This window comes from Streptomyces sp. NPDC008121, from assembly GCF_042957155.1.
In the GTDB taxonomy this organism is placed as follows: Bacteria; Actinomycetota; Actinomycetes; order Streptomycetales; family Streptomycetaceae; genus Streptomyces.
On record NZ_JBIBHT010000007.1, the window covers coordinates 233,678 to 247,351 of the forward strand.

Genomic DNA, 13,674 nt, shown 5'->3' on the forward strand with positions numbered 1-13,674 from the left:
GTCCCGACGGAATTCGGACAACGCGTTCGAACCCCGGGCGGCCGGTGACAGGATCCGACCATGACCCAGATACCGAAGGGCGGCGCCGTTCCGGTCCCCGGCCGGGCCCTCCAGGTCGCGGTGGCCTGGCGGACCGGTCTCGGCGTGCCCGACGTGGACGTGTCGGCGCTGCTGATCGGCGCCGGCGGGCGGGTGCGCGACGACGCCGATCTGGTCTTCTACAACCACGGCGAGCACCCCTCGCGGGCGGTGAGGCATCTGGGCAGGTCGGCGCCGGGCGAGCCGGGCTCCCCGGCGGCGGACTGGCTGTGGCTGGACCTCGCGCGCCTGGAGCCGGCCGTGGAGCGCGTGGTGATCGCCGCCTCGGCGGACGGCGGCGCCTTCGGACAGGTGCCGTCCCTGGACATCCGGGTCACGGACACGACGGGCGCCCCGGCGGCGTACTTCGCGATCGGGGACGCGTCGACGGAGACGGCGTTCGTGTGCGGCGAGTTCCGGCGGAGCGGCGGGGGCTGGAGCTTCCGGGCGGTCGGCCAGGGGTACGTCTCGGGCCTGGCCGGCCTGGCGACGGACTTCGGCATCGTGGTGGAGGCCCCGCCGGCCCCCATCCCGGGCCCCGGCTATGTCCCGCCCCCCGCGCCGGGCCGGGGGCGCCTGGTGTCGTCCTGGTACGCCTCGTCCGACTCGTACGCTCCGAACGCCTCGCACGCCCTCTCCGACTCGTACGCCCCGTCGGACTCGTACACCTCCTACACCTCCGACACCTCCACGCTCTCCCTCGTCTCCCCCGCCCCCGCCGACCCGTTCGCCGCCGACCCGTTCGCCGCCGACTTCCGGCCCTCCGTCCACCAGGGCCGCGGCAAGGAGACCGTCGTCTGCGACCCCGCGCTGCCGCCCGGCTGGGCGCTCCTGGAGATCGAGTCGTACCACTCGATCTCCACCACCATCGAGTCCTGCGACGCCCACGGCCGCACCGAGGACTTCCTGCTCGCGGCCTACGAGGACGACGTCCGGGCCCGGACCGTCGCCCTCGTCCCGCCGGACCGGCCCCTGACCCTGCGGGTCGAGGCGGACGCCCCCTGGACCCTGCGCGTCCTCCCCCTCGCCCACGCCCGCCGCTTCGACAGCCACATCGAAGGGCACGCCCACGACCTCGTCGTCTACGAGGGCCCGCCCGGCGTCCTCGACTTCGTCCATCACGGCGAGTCCCCGGTCACCGTCCACCGGCACACCCCGCCGCGGGAGCCCCAGTACGACGCGGAGGACCAGGAGCTGCTGGTCGACGAGCGCGGCGGGGTCCTGGCCAGCGTGCCCCTGGCCGGGCCCGGCCTGCTGCGCATCAGCGGCGACGGGCCGTGGAAATGCTCGGTGCGCCGCTGAGGTACGCCGTGGAAGGATGAGCCAAACGTCACGAAACCGAGGAGTTGACCGGGTGCCTGGCACAAACCTGACCCGTGAAGAGGCGCAGCAGCGGGCGAAGCTGCTGACCGTGGACGCGTACGAGGTCGACCTCGACCTCTCCGGTGCGCAGGAGGGCGGCACCTACCGGTCCGTCACCACCGTCCGCTTCGATTCCGCCGAGGCGCACGCCTCGACCTTCATCGACCTCGTCGCCCCCGCCGTGCACGAGGTCGTCCTGAACGGTCACGCGCTCGACGTCGCCGCCGTCTTCCGGGACTCGCGCATCGCGCTGGCCCATCTGCACCAGGGCCCCAACGAGCTGAAGGTCGTCGCGGACTGCGCGTACACCAACACCGGTGAGGGCCTGCACCGGTTCGTCGACCCGGTCGACGACCAGGCGTACCTGTACACGCAGTTCGAGGTGCCGGACGCCCGCCGCGTCTTCGCCTCCTTCGAGCAGCCGGACCTGAAGGCGACCTTCCAGTTCACCGTGAAGGCGCCGAGCGGCTGGACGGTGATCTCGAACTCGCCGACGCCGGAGCCCAAGGACGACGTGTGGGTCTTCGAGCCGACCCCGCGGATCTCGACGTACATCACCGCCCTGATCGTCGGCCCGTACCACTCGGTGCACTCCTCCTACGAGAAGGACGGGCAGACGGTCCCGCTGGGCATCTACTGCCGTCCCTCGCTGGCCGAGTACCTCGACGCGGAGCACATCTTCGACGTCACCCGGCAGGGCTTCGGCTGGTTCCAGGAGAAGTTCGCGTACGACTACCCCTTCGCGAAGTACGACCAGCTCTTCGTGCCGGAGTTCAACGCGGGCGCGATGGAGAACGCGGGCGCGGTCACCATCCGCGACCAGTACGTCTTCCGCTCGAAGGTGACGGACGCGGCGTACGAGCGCCGGGCCGAGACGATCCTGCACGAGCTGGCCCACATGTGGTTCGGCGACCTGGTCACCATGGAGTGGTGGAACGACCTGTGGCTGAACGAGTCGTTCGCCACCTTCACCTCGGTCGCCTGCCAGGCCTCCGTGGAGGGCACCCGCTGGCCGCACGCCTGGACCACCTTCGCCAACGCGGAGAAGACCTGGGCGTACCGCCAGGACCAGCTGCCGTCCACGCACCCGATCATGGCCGAGATCAACGATCTCGAGGACGTGCTGGTCAACTTCGACGGCATCACCTACGCCAAGGGCGCCAGCGTGCTGAAGCAGCTGGTCGCGTACGTCGGCGAGGAGGAGTTCTTCAAGGGCGTGCAGGCGTACTTCAAGGCGCACGCCTTCGGCAACACGCGCCTGTCGGACCTGCTCGGCGCCCTGGAGGAGACCTCCGGCCGTGACCTCAAGGCGTGGTCGAAGGCGTGGCTGGAGACGGCCGGCATCAACATCCTCCGCCCGGTGATCGAGACCGGCGAGGACGGCGCGATCACCTCGTTCGCCGTCCGGCAGGAGGCCCCGGCGCTGCCCGCGGGCGCCAAGGGCGAGTCGATCCTGCGCCCGCACCGGATCGCGATCGGCTTCTACGACCTGGACGAGGCCGGCAAGCTGGTGCGGACCGAGCGGGTCGAGCTGGACGTCACGGCCACCGAGCTGACGGCCGTGCCGCAGCTGGCGGGCAAGGCCCGCCCGGCGGTCGTGCTGCTCAACGACGACGACCTGTCGTACGCCAAGATCCGGCTCGACGAGGTGTCGCTGAAGAACGTCACGGAGCACCTCGGGGACTTCACCGAGTCGCTGCCGCGGGCGCTGTGCTGGTCCTCCGCCTGGGACATGACCCGGGACGGCGAGCTGGCCACGCGCGACTACCTGGAGCTGGTGCTCTCCGGCATCGGCAAGGAGTCCGACATCGGCGTCGTCCAGTCGCTGCAGGGCCAGGCGAAGGCGGCCCTGGAGCTGTACGCGGCTCCGGAGTGGCGCGAGACGGGCCTGAACCGTTGGACCGAGGCGACGCTGGCGCACCTGCGGGCGGCCGAGCCGGGCAGCGACCACCAGCTGGCCTGGGCGCGGGCGTTCGCCGCGACCGCGCGCACGCCGCAGCAGCTCGATCTGCTCGCCGCGCTCCTCGAGGGCAACGAGTCGATCGAGGGCCTGGCCGTCGACACCGAGCTGCGCTGGGCGTTCGTGCAGCGGCTCGCGGCGACCGGGGTCTACGACGAGCCGGAGATCGCCGGCGAGCTGGACCGAGACCGGACGGCGGCCGGTGAGCGGCACGCGGCCACCGCGCGCGCGGCCCGCCCGTCGGAGGCGGCGAAGGCGGAGGCGTGGGCGTCGGTCGTGGAGTCCGACAAGCTGGCCAACGCCGTGCAGGAGGCGGTGATCGGCGGTTTCGTCCAGACCGACCAGCGCGAGCTGCTCGCCCCGTACACGGAGAAGTACTTCGCCTCCATCAAGGGCGTGTCGGAGACCCGTAGCCACGAGATGATCCAGCAGATCGTGGTGGGGCTCTACCCGACGCTCCAGGTCTCGCAGGAGACGCTGGACGCCACCGACGCGTGGATCGCGGCGAACGACCCGGCTCCGGCGCTGCGCCGTCTGGTGACGGAGTCCCGCGCGGGTGTGGAGCGTGCGCTGAAGGCGCAGGCGGCGGACGCGGCCGCCGCGCGCTGACGCCTCGACAGGGAAGGGCCCCCGGACGGATACCGTCCGGGGGCCTTTCAGCGTGTCTCGCCGGTCTTGCCGGCCGGTCAGCCCAGGGACCTCATCCACTGCCAGCCGCCGCTGCCGATGGTGGCCGGCGTCCCGAGGCCGGTGGTCGCGGGACCCGTGCCGGTCGTTCCGGTCGTTCCGGGCAGGAACTCCAGGTTCTCGGCCGTGCCGGAGGTGCGGGTCGTCCACAGGTCGGGCGTGCCGTCGCCGTTCACGTCGCCCGCCGAGACCGCGAGCCGCCGGTCCGCGACCGTCCACGGGCCGCCGTCGAGGGCCCGGGCCGTGGCGAGGGGCTGCGCGCCCCGGCCCGCGAAGTGCGCGATCGTTCCCGTGGCGCGGTCACGGCCCCAGACGTCGGCGCGGCCGTCGTGGTCGGCGTCGCCGGGCAGGAGCACGTCGTACCCGGCCCACTCCGGCTCGCCGATCCGCACGGCGGCGCGGGCCGCGAAGCCCGGTGTGCCGTCGACGGCGGGCGCGCCGCGGTGCAGCCACAGACCGGTGGCGCTGCGGGCGAGGACGTCGGGGTGTCCGTCGCCGTCGATGTCCCCGGCGCTGACCGGGGTGGCGTGGGACCAGCCGGTGGGCCGGCCGCCCATGGGCAGACGGGCGCCGAGCTCACCGCTTCCGGTGTTGGGGTAGACCCAGAGGGCGTCGCCGATGCGGGCGACCACGTCCTCGCGGCCGTCGCCGGTCCAGTCGCCGCGGTGGCTGACGACGGCGTCGGTCCAGCCGCCGGTGCCGATCTGGCGCGCGGTGCCGAGGCGGCCGCCGCCGGTGCCGGGGTAGAGGCGCAGGTCGCCCTCGTCCTGGACCGCCAGGACGTCGGGGCGGCGGTCGCCGGTCAGGTCTCCCGGCACGCCGGAGCCCGCCCGGGGTTCGGGATGGGCGGCCGCCCGCAGCAGCAGGTGGTCGGAGAGCGGGGCGGTGCCGGCGGGCTGGGGCTCGAAGGCGTCGGCCCGTACGGTGTGGAAGTCCCCGGCGGAGAAGAAGACGTGGTCGAACTTCGGGCCGGCGGGGACCGTCGCCTCGCCCGACTCGCACTCGCCGGCCCCGGCGTCGAGGCACTCCCGGGTGAAGTGGTCGCGGTCGTTCTCGTCCGCCTCGGCGAACCGGCCGGTGCCGGGCAGCCCGGCGCGTACCGGGTCGAGGGCGGCGTAGGCCGGTCCGGCGTTGAAGTCGCCGCCGAGGATCACGGGGACGCCGGCGGCCCAGGTGTCGATGTGGGCCAGGGCCTCGGCGGAGCCGTTGTCCGGCTGGATGTACTGCGCGAGGTGGGTGGTGCAGGCCAGGGTGGTGCGTCCGTCGACGGGGCCGCGCGCGCAGAGCACGGCGCGGGGCTCCTTGCCCGCCGGGACGGTCAGTGCGGCGGTGTACCGCTCGACCGCGGGCGCCTTGACGAAGACGCCGAGGCCGAAGCGCTCGTCGCCGGTGGCGGACCACTTGGCGCAGCCGTTCGAGGTGGTGGTGCTCGTCCACACGGCGGTGTAGTCGGGCTTCAGGGCGTCGCGGAGCGAGGCCCACTGGCCGATGCACAGCTCCTGGAGCATGACGGCGTCGGCGTCCCAGGAGGTGGTCTGCTCCCGGAGTTCGGCCGTCCAGGTCGGCAGGTCGAGCGCGCTCTGGCAGGTGTGTCCGCCGCAGACGTTGTACGTGAGGGTGCGGACCGGCGGCGCGGTGGCCGGGTCGACGGTGTCGGCCGCCGCCCCGGTCACCGTGCCGGTGAGCAGTGCCAGGACGGCGGTGAGCCCGACTGTCCAGCGCCGCAGCGTTCTTCGCGGGTCGTTCATGTGTCGTGTCCCCCCAGGGATCGCAGGTCCGGCCAGCCTAATGATCAGCGGACCGGGCCCCGCGGGCCGGGGCACGGGACCCCGCGCCGCGCGGGTTCAGCCGCCGAGTTCCCGGTGGCGGCGGCGCAGGGCGGCGGCGCCGGCCTCCGTGAGCGTGCCGTGCAGGCGCATCCGGGCCACGCCGCCGTCCGGGAAGGCGTCGAGGCGGACGTGGGTGACGACCGCGGGGGCGGGGAGCGCGAAGCGGTGCGGGGTGTCGGGCTGCAGCCGGGTGCGGGGGATGATCTCGAACCATTCGCCGGTCTCGCCGTCGCGGCCCTGGAGGGCGATCCAGCCCGCCGAGTTGCCCTTGAGGTAGGCGGTGTCGATCTCCACGGCCCGTACGACGCCCTGGGCGGCGAGCCGGAAGCGGACCCAGTCGTTCGTGCCGCGGACTCGGCGGCGCCGGTTCTCCCAGCCGTCGTCCATCTTGCGGGAGGTGCCGGGCAGGATGATCTGCGTGGGCGAGGAGTAGAACCTGTCCGACGCGTCCTCGTACACGCCTCCGTGGAGTACGGAGAGGAGGTCGAGGGTGCCGAGGAGTTCCAGCCACTCGGGGTCGGGCACGACCTCGCCGTGGACGCGGAGGCGGGCGATGCCGCCGTCGGGGTGCTGGCAGAGCCGGACGTGGGTGAAGCGGCGCTCGACGTCGATCGCGAAGCCGTTGGCGGCGTGGCCGCGGACGGGGGTGGGCGGGACGATCTCCTCCCACTTCACGTCGTCGGCGAGGAGCTGTTCCGGGCTCGGCGAGCCGTCGACGGCGGCGGCCTGGACGGAGACCCGCTGGGGGTAGTTGCCCCGGAAGTGGGCGGTGTCGACGATGATCCCGCGGATGACGCCGGGGGCGCCGAGGCGGACGATCGCCCAGTCGTGGTCCTCCGGGGCGGGGAAGACGTTCTCGGCGTCGGCGCCCCGGCGGCGGCGGGTCTCCCAGCCGTCCATGATCTTGCCCTTGTGGCCGAAGTGCTCGGGGTCGAAGACGGCGCGCTCGCGGACGAGGAGGTTCTCGCGTTCGGCGAAGAACTCGTCGTTGGCGGCGACGACGCCGGCGCCGAGGCGGCGGTCGGCCAGATCGACCAGCTCGGTGAAGGGGAAGTCACCGGTGCGGTAGTCGGCGTACGGGTCGCCGCCGCCGTAGGGCGCTGCGTCGTTGGCGTGCGGGTCCTGGTCCGGGTGCGTCTCGAAGGTCATGCGTCGACTGTGCCGCGACTCGAGCATCCCGGTCCATCGAATGTTTTCGACGGGCCTTTTCAGTTCTACTGAACGGTTTCGCGGGCGGCGGCGGCCTGCCGCAGCGCGGCGAGGACCCGTGCGACCGCCGGTCCCTCCTCCGCGCCGCGCCGTACGGCCGCGACGACGTGGCGGCGCGGCTGGTCGGCGGAGAGGACCCGCATGACGACGCCGGAGCGGCGTTCGGCGGAGGCCATCCGGGGCACCAGGGCGACCCCCATGCCCGCCTCGACCATGGCGAGGATCGCGGTCCAGCCCGAGGCGCTGTGAGCCTGTTCCGGGACGAAGCCGGCAGCCTCGCAGGCGGCGGTGGTGATCTCCGACCAGGGGCCGGACCCGCCGAAGATCCAGGGTTCGGCGGAGAGGTCGGCGAGCCGCAGCCCGGGGGCCCCGGCGAGCGGGTGCCCGCTGGGCAGGGCGACGTCGAGGGGGTCGGCGAGGAGCGTGACGCGGCTGAACTTGGGGTCGCGTACGGACGGCGCGTGGGCGGCGAGGGAGAGCGCCAGGCCGACCTCGCCGGCGGTGAGGAGTTCGTACGCCTCCCCGGCCTCGGCCTCCCGGACACGGACGGCGAGACCGGGGTGGGCGGCCCGCAGGTGCTGCACGGCGGGGACGACCAGCGCGGGGACGGCCGTGGAGAAGGCGGCCACCCTGACCTCTCCGGCGTCGCCCCGCAGATAGCCGGCCAGTTCGGCGTCGGCGCGCTCCAGTTGGGCGAAGACGGCCTCCGCGTGGCGCAGGACCAGGTGCGCGGCGTCGGTGAGCCTGACCCGCCGCCCGTGCGCCTCCAGGAGGGTGACGCCGAGCTGGCGGGCGAGGTTGGTGAGCTGCTGGGAGACGGCCGAGGGGGTCATGAGCAGCGCCTCCGCGGTCGCGGTGACGGTGCCGCGGTCGCGGAGGGTGCGGAGGATCTGGAGCTTCTTGATGTCCCACTCGGTCATGGGGCGCAACCTACCGGGCGGCCCGCCCGCCCCCGGCCGAGGCCAGGCACACGCCGCCCAGGATGAGGGCCGTGCAGAGGGCCCCGAGCAGGCCGAGCTCCTCGCCGAGGAGGACGGCGGAGAGGAGGGCCACGCAGACGGGCTGGAGGTAGTAGACGACCCCGGCGCGGGCGGCGCCGATCAGCGCGATCGCCTTGTTCCAGGCGAAGAAGGCGAGGGCGGAGGAGAGGACGCCGACGTAGACCAGCGGCCCGACGGTGGCGACGGAGGGGTCGAAGCCGCCCTGGACGGCGAGGCTGATGCCGTACGCGGGCAGGAGCATCAGCGCGCCGAGGGCGAAGGTGGCGAAGAGGAAGGCCGGTCCGCCGAGTTCGGCGGGCCGGCGCTTGAGCAGGGCGCTGTACGAGGCGAAGCTGACGGCGGCCGCGAGCATCCACAGGTCGCCGGCGGCGAGCGTCGTGGGCAGCGAGCCCCCGCCGATGAGGAGCAGGACACCGGCGCAGGCGATCAGCATGCCGGTGACGCGCCGGGCGCCGAGGCGGGCGCCGCCGAACCTCTCGTACAGCGCCATGAGGACCGGCGAGGCGGCCATGATCATGCCCATGTTGCCGGCGGAGGTGGTGAGTCCGGCCTGGTTGACCAGGGTGTTGTAGACGCTCACGCCGAGCAGGGCGGCGAGGGTGACGAAGCCGAGGTGGCGGCGGATCAGCCGGCGGCGGCGCCAGGCCTCGCGGGCCGCGAAGGGGGCGACGGCGAGGAGGGCGACGATCCAGCGCCAGAACGCGGCCTGGACCGGCGGGACGGAGTCGTGCAGGGCGCGGGAGGCGACGAAGCTGCCGGACCAGACGACCGTGGCGGTGAGCGCCAGGAGAACGCCGAGGCCGGCTCCGCGCGCGAGGTTCTTCGCGGGGGCCGGCTCGTCGGTCGTGCTCGGTGCGGTGCGGACGCGGTCCAGGAGTGCCACGGGGTTCCTTTCGGTGGGATGCCACCTACCGTCGCACCACCGAACCCTCCAGGTCCATCGAAAGTTCCCGACTATTCCTTTCAGTTGAACTGAAAGGTGCAGCCGTGAGCGAAGAGGCGGAGGCAGAGGCGGCGGAGGTGCGGGCAGCGGGGGTACGGCCGCCCAGCTGGCCGGCCAGGGTGGCGGCGAAGGCGATCGCCATGCCGAGGAGCTGCACCGGCCCGAGCGCCTGGCCGAGCGCGGCCCAGCCGATGACGGCGGCGGTGAGTGGCGACAGCGGGCCGAGGAGGGTGACCGAGGAGGCGCTCATCCGCTCGACGCCGCGGAACCAGAGGAAGTAGGAGACGGCGGTGTTGCCGAGGGCGAGGTAGGCGTAGCCGAGCAGGTTGCGGGAGTCGAGGGCCGGCGGGGCGCCTTCGAGCAGGAACGCCACCGGCAGGATGATCAGGCCGCCCGCGGTGAGCTGCCAGCCGGTCAGGGCGAGCGCGCCCACCCCCTCGGGCCGCCCCCAGCGCTTGGTGAGGACCGTCCCTGCGGACATGGACAGGGCGGAGAGGAGGCCGGCGAGGACGCCGATCAGGTCCAGCGCCGCCCCCGCCTTGAGGACGACCAGGCTGACGCCGAAGGCGGCCGCGACGGCGGTCAGCAGGGAGCGCACCGTGGGCCGGTCGCCCAGGAAGAGCGCGGCCAGGCCGACGACGAAGAGCGGGCCGACCGAGGCGACGACGGCGGCGACGCCTCCGGGCAGCCGGTAGGCGGCGAGGAAGAGCAGCGGGAAGAAGGCGCCGATGTTGAGGCCGCCGAGGACCGCGGACTTCCACCACCAGGCGCCCCGCGGGAGCTTCCGGGTCAGCGCGAGGAGCATCAGCCCGGCGGGCAGGGCCCGCATCAGGCCGGTGAAGAGCGGCCGGTCGGGGGGCAGGAACTCGGTGGTGACGAGGTAGGTGGAGCCCCAGGAGATCGGGGCGAGCGCGGTCAGGGCGACGACGGCGGCCTTGCGGGACATGACGGGTCCCCCCGGTTCGGAACGGTGCGGCCGGATTGGCTTGGCGATAAGTAGCTTACCGCTAAGCTACTTACTTGCAAGTGACTTTCTTGCCATCGAGTCCTCGGGGAAGGGACACTGCGGACATGGAGACCTCCGGCCCCGGCGCCCACGACGCCGTCGACGCCATCACCGATCAGTGGGCGGCCGTCCGCCCCGACCTCGACACGCTCCCCATGGCCGTGTTCGGGCGGATCTACCGCCTCGCCGCCGCCATGCGGGGCCGGGTGGACAAGGCGTACGCGCCCTACGGCATGGCGCTCGGGGAGTTCGACGTGCTGGCGACGCTGCGCCGCTCGGGGGCGCCCTACACGCTCTCGCCCCGCGAGCTCACCGCGACGCTGATGATCACCACGGGCGGGATGACGGGGCGGCTCGACAAGCTGGAGAAGGCGGGGCTGCTCAGCCGCAGCCCGGACCCGAACGACCGGCGCGGGCTGCGCGTGACGCTCAGCGAGCGCGGGCGCGAGCTGGTGGACGAGGCCGTCGCGGCCGGACTCGCGCAGCAGCGCGAGGCGCTGGAAGGGGCGCTCGACCCCGAGGAGCGCGAGCAGTTGGCCGGTCTGCTGCGCAAGCTGCTGACGACCACGGTCTGAGGACGGGGCGCCCCGGGAGCGGACGCGCGCGAGGGCGCCGTACGGCACGCGTCACCCGCGTGCCGTACGGCGCCCTCGGAAAGCTGGGGGCTTGAGGCCGGTGGTCAGGCCTTCTTGGACTTGTCGAGCACCATGACCAGGCCGGCGATCACCAGGAACAGCACGATCGGCGCGGCCACGAACAGGCCGAGGGTCTCCACGACACTCAGCTTGGGGGCCGGGTCGTCACCGTCGTCGCGGGTGAGCGCGAGCGCGGGGGACGACATGAGCAGCATCATCAGCGTCGTACCGGCCGCTACAGCACCGGCGCGCAGGGCGTTCTTCTTGTCCACGGTGCAAACGTAGCGAACCCCTAAACAGGGCGCGCGTCCGGGGGTGCCGTACGGGCGCCGAACACGCCGAGGAGGCGGTGCAGCCGCGGCGAGGCGGCCAGGTCCTCCAGGGTCAGCGGCTGCCCGTCCGGTCCGGCCACCGGCAGCCGCCAGTTGGGGTACTGGTCCCAGGTCCCCGGCAGGTTCTGCGGGCGCCGGTCGCCCACCGCGTCCGGCAGCCACACCCCGACCATCCGGGCGGGTGTCCGCAGCAGGAACCGGTGCACCGCCCTGACTTCGGCCTCCTCGTCGCCCGGGCCCTCCGGGAGCAGCCCCAGCCGCTGGAGCAGGGCCAGCCACTCCCGGGTGTCGGCCGCGTCCTGGTTCCGCTCCCGCTCCAGGTCGCCGGTGAGCAGCCCGAGGCGGTGGCGCAGGGCCACGTGGTCGCCGCTGAGGCGGGCGGCCGTGGAGGGCAGGTCATGCGTGGTGGCCGTCGCGACGCAGTCGGCGCGCCACCGCTCGGGCGCCAGCGGGCGGCCCGTGCCGGTCCAGTCCCGCTCGAACCAGAGCACGGAGGTGCCGAGCACCCCGCGCCGGGAGAGCCGTTCGCGCACGCCCGGCTCGACGGTGCCGAGGTCCTCGCCGATGACCAGGGCGCCGGCCCGGTGGGCCTCCAGGGCGAGGACGGCGAGCATCGCCTCCGCGTCGTAGCGGACGTACGTGCCCTCGGTGGGCGGCCGGCCCTCGGGGACCCACCAGAGCCGGAAGAGACCCATCACGTGGTCGATGCGCAGGGCGCCCGCGTGGCGCAGCAGCTCCGCCAGGAGGCCTCGGTAGGGGGCGTATCCGGAGGTGGCGAGCGCGTCGGGGCGCCAGGGCGGCAGGCCCCAGTCCTGGCCGAGGGCGTTGAAGGCGTCGGGCGGGGCGCCGACCGACATGCCGGCGGCGAAGGCGTCCTGCTGGGCCCAGGCGTCGGAGCCCTCGGGGTGGACGCCGACCGCGAGGTCGTGGACGACGCCGACGGCCATCCCGGCCTCCCGGGCGGCCGCCCCCGCGGCGGCGAGCTGCCGGTCCGTCAGCCAGGCGAGCCAGCAGTGGAAGTCGATCCGGTCGAGCAGCCCGGCGCCGGGCCCGGTCTCCGCGCGGACGGCCGCCTCGGCCGAGCGCGGGTCGCGCAGCTCCGCCGGCCACGACCGCCAGTGGTGGCCGTGCCGCTCGGCGAGGGCGCTGTAGGTGGCGTGGTCCTCCAGGGCCCGGCCGCGCTCGGCCAGGAAGTCGAGGTAGTCGGCGCGTGCACCGGGGCCCGGCTCCACGGTCCGCAGGAGCTCCAGGGCGCGCCGCTTGACCTCCCACACCGCGTCCCGGTCGATCAGCGCGCCCTTGCGCAGCACCTTCTCCCGCTGTTCGGCGGCGTCGGTGAGGACGGAGTCCAGCTCGGCGCGGTACTCCGGGGCCACATGGGCGTATGCGGGGATGTCCTCGATCCGCAGATGGACGGGGTCGGGGAAGCGGCGCGAGGAGGGGCGGTACGGAGAGGGGTCGGTCGGCGCGCCGGGCACGGCCGCGTGCAGGGGGTTGACCTGGACGAACCCGGCGCCGTGCGTCCGGCCGGCCCAGCTGATCAGCTCCCGCAGGTCGCCGAGGTCGCCCATGCCCCAGGAGCGGGTGGAGAGGAGCGAGTACAGCTGGACGAGCAGGCCGAACGAGCGCCGCTCGGGCCGGGGCACGCGCGCGGGGGCGACGATCAGGGTGCTCCGTCCGCCCCGGCCGTCGGGGGCCAGGGCGTCGAGCGTGTGGACGCCGAGCGGCAGCAGGTCCCAGTCCGGGTCCTCCGCCTCCTCGCCCGCCTCGGTCGTGACGCGGAGCCGGGTCCCGGGCGGCAGCCCCAGGAAGGCCTCGTCCGCGCGCGGCGGCTCGGCGCCCGCGGAGGTGGCCGCCGGCCCGGCCCCGGCGCGCGGCGGGCCACCGGACCCGGGCTCCGCGCCGGGCGCCGCCGCCGCGTCCCCGTCCGCCGGGTCCGGCGCGCGCCACCGCACCACCGTGGCCGGTAGCAGCCGCTCGCGATCGGCCCGCAGGGCCGCTTCGAGCGAGCGCTCGACCGCCTCCGGCGTGGACGCGTCCACCTCCAGCGCGCCGAGCACCGCCACGACTGTGGCGTCGGGCACGCGCACGGTGACGCCCTCGGAGGGCGCGTACTCGGTGGCGACGCCATGAAGGGCGGCGAGGCGGGCCAGGGTCACTTCACACTCCGAGGGGCTCCGGGGCCGGGGAAGGGACGGCCCGAGGGGGAGTCAGACTCCCGGGGACTCCGTGCCGCCCGCGGTGCCGTGGGCGGTGGGCTCGCTGGTCAGGGGGGCCGCGTCGGTCAGGGGCGGCTCGCTGGTGAGAGGTGCGGCGTCGGCGAGGGGCGGCTCGCTGGTGAGCGGGCCCGGGATCTCACCGGTTTGCGGGCCCGGGATGAAGACCGGTATCCGTTTGGAGCGGGGGGTCGTCACGTCGGAGTGGGGGGTGGTCACGGACATGGGGGCTCCCGTTTCGTGTCTCGTCAGGTGGGACAACGACAGAGCCCTACCCAGCCCACCCCGTTTTACCGGCCGAACTTGGCGAAGGGGTGCCACCTCGCCGGGCAAAGGCGACACATCGACCACGCGCATTGACACCTCAGCCGGACGGGTGGTGGGGTCGTAACCCACTCGTGACAAAAGGAGTCCCT

Annotated in this window: 11 protein-coding genes; 3 read left to right on the forward strand and 8 right to left on the reverse strand. The window is 74.0% G+C overall.

The annotated features are described in order from the left end of the window. Positions 1-60 precede the first annotated feature (60 nt). Entirely contained in the window at positions 61-1,380 is a 1,320-nt protein-coding gene (locus ACFZBD_RS23750) for a TerD family protein (RefSeq protein ID WP_391142718.1), read from the forward strand. A 52-nt stretch (positions 1,381-1,432) separates the two neighbouring features. Then, positions 1,433-4,009: an aminopeptidase N gene (gene pepN, locus ACFZBD_RS23755; RefSeq protein ID WP_391142721.1), complete on the forward strand. Its 2,577-nt coding sequence runs from the start codon at positions 1,433-1,435 to the stop codon at positions 4,007-4,009. A gap of 77 nt (positions 4,010-4,086) precedes the next feature. Here pepN and ACFZBD_RS23760 read toward each other — a convergent pair whose 3' ends face one another. The 5 genes from ACFZBD_RS23760 to ACFZBD_RS23780 all read right to left on the reverse strand — a co-directional run bounded on the left by ACFZBD_RS23760 (position 4,087) and on the right by ACFZBD_RS23780 (position 10,015). Continuing rightward, positions 4,087-5,835: an FG-GAP-like repeat-containing protein gene (locus ACFZBD_RS23760; protein WP_391142724.1), complete on the reverse strand. Its 1,749-nt coding sequence runs from the start codon at positions 5,833-5,835 to the stop codon at positions 4,087-4,089. A gap of 96 nt (positions 5,836-5,931) precedes the next feature. Continuing rightward, on the reverse strand, positions 5,932-7,065 hold the full coding sequence (gene alc / locus ACFZBD_RS23765; RefSeq protein ID WP_391142727.1) for an allantoicase: 1,134 nt from the start codon (positions 7,063-7,065) through the stop codon (positions 5,932-5,934). A gap of 65 nt (positions 7,066-7,130) precedes the next feature. Then, positions 7,131-8,045 (reverse strand): LysR substrate-binding domain-containing protein, encoded by a 915-nt coding sequence (locus ACFZBD_RS23770; RefSeq protein ID WP_391142730.1) that lies wholly within the window; start codon positions 8,043-8,045, stop codon positions 7,131-7,133. A 10-nt stretch (positions 8,046-8,055) separates the two neighbouring features. Beyond that, positions 8,056-9,009, reverse strand: a complete 954-nt coding sequence (locus ACFZBD_RS23775; RefSeq protein WP_391142732.1) for an EamA family transporter — start codon at positions 9,007-9,009, stop codon at positions 8,056-8,058. 25 nt (positions 9,010-9,034) lie between these two features. Further along, positions 9,035-10,015 carry an EamA family transporter gene (locus tag ACFZBD_RS23780; protein ID WP_391142735.1) on the reverse strand — a complete coding sequence of 327 codons (981 nt, stop codon included), beginning with the start codon at positions 10,013-10,015 and terminating at the stop codon, positions 9,035-9,037. A gap of 125 nt (positions 10,016-10,140) precedes the next feature. On the opposite strand from ACFZBD_RS23780, the gene ACFZBD_RS23785 reads away from it, so the two are divergent. After that, positions 10,141-10,650 carry a MarR family transcriptional regulator gene (locus tag ACFZBD_RS23785; protein ID WP_391142738.1) on the forward strand — a complete coding sequence of 170 codons (510 nt, stop codon included), beginning with the start codon at positions 10,141-10,143 and terminating at the stop codon, positions 10,648-10,650. A gap of 104 nt (positions 10,651-10,754) precedes the next feature. Here ACFZBD_RS23785 and ACFZBD_RS23790 read toward each other — a convergent pair whose 3' ends face one another. Genes ACFZBD_RS23790 through ACFZBD_RS23800 form a run of 3 tightly spaced genes read right to left on the reverse strand, consistent with a single transcriptional unit; the run spans position 10,755 to position 13,483 of the window. Then, a complete protein-coding gene (locus tag ACFZBD_RS23790) occupies positions 10,755-10,982 on the reverse strand; it encodes a hypothetical protein (protein WP_361966042.1) in 228 nt (75 codons plus the stop codon). 20 nt (positions 10,983-11,002) lie between these two features. Then, positions 11,003-13,201: a 4-alpha-glucanotransferase gene (malQ, locus tag ACFZBD_RS23795; RefSeq protein WP_391142740.1), complete on the reverse strand. Its 2,199-nt coding sequence runs from the start codon at positions 13,199-13,201 to the stop codon at positions 11,003-11,005. 51 nt (positions 13,202-13,252) lie between these two features. Continuing rightward, on the reverse strand, positions 13,253-13,483 hold the full coding sequence (locus ACFZBD_RS23800; RefSeq protein ID WP_391142743.1) for a hypothetical protein: 231 nt from the start codon (positions 13,481-13,483) through the stop codon (positions 13,253-13,255). Positions 13,484-13,674 lie beyond the last annotated feature (191 nt).

Excerpts from the sequence above, each read along its gene's own strand:
- ACFZBD_RS23750 (WP_391142718.1), top strand. The coding sequence starts at position 61 with ATGACCCAGATACCGAAGGGCGGCGCCGTTCCGGTCCCCGGCCGGGCC.
- ACFZBD_RS23760 (WP_391142724.1), bottom strand. The coding sequence starts at position 5,835 with ATGAACGACCCGCGAAGAACGCTGCGGCGCTGGACAGTCGGGCTCACC.
- alc (WP_391142727.1), bottom strand. The coding sequence starts at position 7,065 with ATGACCTTCGAGACGCACCCGGACCAGGACCCGCACGCCAACGACGCA.
- ACFZBD_RS23770 (WP_391142730.1), bottom strand. The coding sequence starts at position 8,045 with ATGACCGAGTGGGACATCAAGAAGCTCCAGATCCTCCGCACCCTCCGC.
- ACFZBD_RS23780 (WP_391142735.1), bottom strand. The coding sequence starts at position 10,015 with ATGTCCCGCAAGGCCGCCGTCGTCGCCCTGACCGCGCTCGCCCCGATC.
- ACFZBD_RS23785 (WP_391142738.1), top strand. The coding sequence starts at position 10,141 with ATGGAGACCTCCGGCCCCGGCGCCCACGACGCCGTCGACGCCATCACC.
- ACFZBD_RS23800 (WP_391142743.1), bottom strand. The coding sequence starts at position 13,483 with ATGTCCGTGACCACCCCCCACTCCGACGTGACGACCCCCCGCTCCAAA.